The following is a 500-nucleotide window of genomic DNA, read 5'->3' as shown; positions in this document are numbered from 1 at the left end:
ATCGCCCATCCCCCCATGATTCATAAATACTTATTTTTATGGGCATTCATGAATTCGTTCCTCATTGCGTGAACGAGACCATGCATAGGCTTGTCCTTGCTGAACGCCCAAACGGATAAGGCTTCGCCTTTTCTTTTCGGGTTTTTATTCACGAATTCTATTAAAAAAGGTGTTCATGATCTCACTTCATTCGGGACCAATGGTGCCATATACAATACCTGAGCCTGTTGCGCAGCCAACCGTCGAGATCTTGAAGTTTGACTAAAATACTTGCCATACGGAAGTTATTTACCCAACCCCGCTGAACCTCATTCAGTTTTTGGATGCGTTCTTCGAGCCTGTGCAAACTGTAAAGTAAAAAGACTAATGCTGTAAGGCTGTCTGTGAGGCAATCACCCCATCTTCTTAATCGTAATGCTAGAGTTAAAAGTAGCCCAAATAAGAACCCAAATTCTATTTCTAAATAAAAGCATTTTCAATTTTTATGTATCCCTAAAACC

General features: G+C 40.6%; 1 protein-coding gene. It reads right to left on the bottom strand.

Features of this window, described 5'->3' with window-relative positions:
• Positions 1 to 181: 181 nt before the first annotated feature.
• Positions 182 to 346, bottom strand: coding sequence for a group II intron maturase-specific domain-containing protein (locus tag GQR60_RS20170; RefSeq protein ID WP_225441470.1), 165 nt, complete (start codon positions 344 to 346; stop codon positions 182 to 184).
• Between the last annotated feature and the right edge of the window lie 154 nt (positions 347 to 500).

Source organism: Labilibaculum euxinicum, from assembly GCF_009795715.1.
In the GTDB taxonomy this organism is placed as follows: domain Bacteria; phylum Bacteroidota; class Bacteroidia; order Bacteroidales; family Marinifilaceae; genus Labilibaculum; species Labilibaculum euxinus.
The sequence above is the reverse complement of the archived record's forward strand: the minus strand, read 5'-3'. Positions and strand labels throughout refer to the sequence as shown.